This window comes from Alicyclobacillus tolerans, from assembly GCF_900142255.1.
GTDB classification, from domain to species: Bacteria; Bacillota; Bacilli; order Alicyclobacillales; family Alicyclobacillaceae; genus Alicyclobacillus_I; species Alicyclobacillus_I tolerans.
In genome coordinates, this window is sequence record NZ_FRAF01000052.1 from 1 (window position 1) to 2,986 (window position 2,986).

General features: G+C 45.5%; 5 protein-coding genes. All 5 read right to left on the minus strand.

The window, feature by feature from the left end; all coding sequences use genetic code 11:
* Positions 1-124 precede the first annotated feature (124 nt).
* Genes BUA75_RS15210 through BUA75_RS15225 form a run of 5 tightly spaced genes read right to left on the minus strand, consistent with a single transcriptional unit; the run spans position 125 to position 2,764 of the window.
* Positions 125-1,417 carry an ISL3 family transposase gene (locus BUA75_RS15210; RefSeq protein WP_072875459.1) on the minus strand — a complete coding sequence of 431 codons (1,293 nt, stop codon included), beginning with the start codon at positions 1,415-1,417 and terminating at the stop codon, positions 125-127.
* A gap of 9 nt (positions 1,418-1,426) precedes the next feature.
* Positions 1,427-1,603 (minus strand): hypothetical protein, encoded by a 177-nt coding sequence (locus BUA75_RS16020; protein ID WP_165612055.1) that lies wholly within the window; start codon positions 1,601-1,603, stop codon positions 1,427-1,429.
* Between the two features lie 3 nt (positions 1,604-1,606).
* The gene (locus tag BUA75_RS15215) at positions 1,607-2,161 is read right to left on the minus strand and encodes a hypothetical protein (protein ID WP_072875460.1); all 555 of its coding nucleotides are present in this window, start codon (positions 2,159-2,161) and stop codon (positions 1,607-1,609) included.
* Between the two features lie 17 nt (positions 2,162-2,178).
* Complete coding sequence (locus BUA75_RS15220; protein WP_072875463.1) at positions 2,179-2,505, minus strand: Thoeris anti-defense Tad2 family protein; 327 nt, start codon at positions 2,503-2,505, stop codon at positions 2,179-2,181.
* A 25-nt stretch (positions 2,506-2,530) separates the two neighbouring features.
* Positions 2,531-2,764 carry a hypothetical protein gene (locus BUA75_RS15225; RefSeq protein ID WP_072875465.1) on the minus strand — a complete coding sequence of 78 codons (234 nt, stop codon included), beginning with the start codon at positions 2,762-2,764 and terminating at the stop codon, positions 2,531-2,533.
* Positions 2,765-2,986 lie beyond the last annotated feature (222 nt).

Below are 2,986 nucleotides of genomic sequence, written 5' to 3' on the forward strand. Positions count from 1 at the left end.
CACCATTTTCTTCGCGCGGAAGCCCCCGCCTTTAGGCGTGGGGTCTATGACCCACGGATCGATACAGAAGATGTTAAGGCAACAAAAATTTTTCGGGTATTCGGATTTGATGGTGGAAAGGGGCTTATAGATAGCCCTCTTCCAATTTCGCAATAAGGGTGGAAAAGTCCACACCGTATGACTCCTCAATCTGAATACCCGTCCCAACTTTGTAGTAAAACGCATCAGCATTAAAACGTGGTTTGCGTCCTTTGTGCAGTTCTTCGTTGAACATCAGTTTGGCTCGTAACACGTCATAGCTGTAACCACGTGCACTACGGTCAGTGTATCTGACAATGTTGTTGAACGACTCTGTGTAAGCGTTCGTGAGCCGTTTGTGGAAGTAACCCAGTATCTCAGCATACCAATTGCGAACCGCTTTTGTAAGGTCACTGAATGCCTTGTGGACATTAGATGATTCGAGTCGTTTAAGCCACTGCACGTATAGTTTCTCGGCTTCCTCAATGTTTTGTGCATCCCAGATTTCGTAGAACGCTTCTTTCAGATCGTATGCTTCTTTCAGATCGGGGTACATTCCTAACCATGCACCGAGAAGGATCTGACCCTGCATATCTAAGTCCTTATTGCGTTTCAAGAGTATCTTACGGTCATGCATCAATGCTTTGCGTTCCTTGGCCGTAGCATGCTTCCGTAGGCTCTTCCTGACCGTCTCCAAGGCGTTGTTAGCCATGCGAACGACATGATACTTATCGACGATGATTCGGGCTTGCGGAAGGCATTCACGTACTGCATCGCGGTACGGATTCCACATATCCATAGTCACATACTCGATGATATGACGGTCTGGAATCTGCATCAGGCGATTGATAACCGTTTCTTTGTTACGGTTCTCACGAATGTCGAAGATGGTGTGTTCCTCGATGTTGGTCATGATAAGACGTGCTTTCTTGATGATGTATATCTCATCAAGACCAAGCCAACGAGGAGTGTAGAAAACGTGCTCATACTCTTTAATTTTGACGTAATCATGGAACACATTACGCACCGTCTTCTCTGTCACACCAACAGTTTCCGCGACTTCCACGAACTCTTTCTTGAGTGATTCGCGTTCGATGTACTCAACCAGCCGTCTGGTCATCCTACGTTTCTCATCGATGTCGCTGAGATGCTCCCAAAAGGTTGTGTTGCAGTTCCGACATTTGTATCGTTTACGGTATATAAGAAGCCCTACACGTTTCGCTCTAACGGGCAAATCCATGACCAGATGTGTCCTGCTACCATGCTTGTAGAACGTATTAAAGCCACACTCAGCACAGTAAGAAGGTGGAGTCACCTTCTCCACCTTGAACAGCATGTCTGTTTCGTTCTCTTGCGGTGGTTCGATTATGTTGAATTCTGGGAGGTTGAGTATGTTCATAAAAGCACCTTATTCTATGAAGTCATCGTAATACATGATCGATAAGTCGAATGAACCATCCCAATTGCCAACCGTGGAAACGATAAAATTTTCTCCCTCTTGAAGAAGTTGCAACACTTCCGATTCGTTCATTTCCACGATTTCAAAGTCGTCAGGGTTACTGGCTTGCGTTAGGAGTATCTTCATGGTTTAGAACCTCTTTCGAATGGTTTCACGTTCATCTATCAGTTCTTCGCGGTTAGGGCAATCTTCGTTGAGGAAACACATATACAACTCATGAATCCTCAAAGCAGATATCGCATCACCATGCTCTATTGTTTCAATGAATGCCGCCATGAAGTGGTCATTATCTTGTTCAAAGTCATAATGCAATGTACGAAGTGCATGCCAGCAACCAAAGAGTTCCTCATAACTGCGAGGGAACGATACAGGCATACCTTCGGTATCAATGCGGTCAGTTGCCTGTTCGGAACGTAACTGTCGGTATATACCGTCGTATTCTTCGGGAGACTTCGCTCGCAGTTTTGCCTCCATCCTTACGCAATCTTCAATTAAGTCTTGTTCGATTTGCATGTAACGCTCGACGATTTCACGTAACTTGCGGTTCTCTTCACGCAAGGTCTCGATCTCGTCATGTAAATGAGGTGCGGTTGTGATCGCAAGTAACATTCCACAGTTTGGGCAATCTACGGATGAACCATGCCGCACACCTTCAACATTGCATTTCTTGCATGTCGGATTCATTTCACATTGTCGCCCCTTTATCGTTTACGAATCATTTCAAGTATTTCCAGCCCCGTCTTGCCTTTGACATCTTCCTCAGTGAAATAATGCCTCTCAGGAGGGGAAGAAGTCTCAGGTTCCGTCTTCTTCTCGTCAAACACATCAACACGAACAATCTCCCAATCATCCGCAAGGAGGTCTTGTTGGTATGGTTGTGCGGGTGCATAGCCAGCACCATCACGTAAATAGGCTACGATCATATGGTTCATCCGAGCGGCTTTCCCATTACCATGAAGATGAACACCTTCATGGATGAACCAATATCCACCCCACGAAGAACGCTTTACACATTCGCCCTGCTTCATGGCTCAAGCGCTTCGCTGAAAGTCATTATCCTCTCCTCCTGTTTTCGTAGCGTGTGAGGAGGTCGATAGGCGGTTGATAGTTCTCTAAGCCGATGACCAATTTTGCAACGCCTTCAGCAACGTCTGATTCATTCCTCACCAAGCGAGTCATTGAACCGTTATTGGCTTTGTTGTGACCAGCAAGACCAATCTGCCCAAACACTTCACGGCGGGTGATTACAATGTCGCCAGTTTGATAAATGACGTTTTCTTTTGCCACCTTAGCTCCTCCTCGAATGCTTATCTCTTGATTCAAGAATAGCACGTTTCGAGAAAAAAGTCCACCATATAATCCGATTTTGTATTCTATTTGTTAAGTGTGTCGAGAGCGGTTATTCCACCACGTATTCCGATAACCCAATTTTTCGTAGATCGCATAGGCATCGCGGTAGAAATGCTCCTTCTTTCTATGAAGGAGTGGAAATCTAAAAGGATGAGTGGA

Bases quoted from the DNA above. Each gene is read 5' to 3' on its own strand.
- BUA75_RS15210 (WP_072875459.1), bottom strand. From the start codon at position 1,417: ATGAACATACTCAACCTCCCAGAATTCAACATAATCGAACCACCGCAA.
- BUA75_RS16020 (WP_165612055.1), bottom strand. From the start codon at position 1,603: ATGAAGATACTCCTAACGCAAGCCAGTAACCCTGACGACTTTGAAATC.
- BUA75_RS15215 (WP_072875460.1), bottom strand. From the start codon at position 2,161: ATGAATCCGACATGCAAGAAATGCAATGTTGAAGGTGTGCGGCATGGT.
- BUA75_RS15220 (WP_072875463.1), bottom strand. From the start codon at position 2,505: ATGAAGCAGGGCGAATGTGTAAAGCGTTCTTCGTGGGGTGGATATTGG.